Genomic DNA, 589 nt, shown 5'->3' on the forward strand with positions numbered 1-589 from the left:
TTGTTTTGTTAAGACATCAGTGTAAAAAAAGGTAAGTGGAACGCTCAGGATATCGGCAATATCTTTCAGGCGCCCCGCACTTACACGATTTAAGACTGTTTCATATTTTTGAACTTGTTGGTAGCTTACACTTAAAGCATGCGCTAATTCTTTTTGAGACATTTTTAGCATTTTTCGCCTAAAACGAATTTTCTTGCCTACAAAAGTGTCGTTGAGAGTTTTGGTTTGCACTTTAGAGCCCCCCGCCGGTTGCGAGCGCCCTCGCATTGGTATTCCGGGAGTAACAAGTACTGAGCTCTAGTCAGCATTCTGCTTTTAGTGCTGAGAGCACCTGGACATAGCAAAAACTCCCGGAATTCCGGGATACCTACAGAGTAGGTTAATTTTATGTACTGAACTTTAGGGCTTTCAGACCCTAATGATCGTCGCGTATACGACCAAAACTACAAGGTTTATTCATAAGGCAATTTCAGGAAATTGGCAATAAGAATTAAACATTTGAGACATTCTCAATATTTCCCTTCTCGCCTAAAACAAATTTTTTTTTACCTCACAGCAAGCGATACATCGGTGCTAACGTTCTCTTTAA

1 protein-coding gene is annotated in these 589 nt (G+C 40.4%); it reads right to left on the minus strand.

Translation table 11 applies throughout. From position 1 onward, the window contains the following. The coding region (locus J7R05_RS07555; RefSeq protein WP_208541800.1) for a helix-turn-helix domain-containing protein at positions 1-267 on the minus strand (267 nt) is incomplete at its 3' end. Positions 268-589 lie beyond the last annotated feature (322 nt).

The organism is Bartonella capreoli, from assembly GCF_902813205.1.
GTDB classification, from domain to species: Bacteria; Pseudomonadota; Alphaproteobacteria; order Rhizobiales; family Rhizobiaceae; genus Bartonella; species Bartonella schoenbuchensis.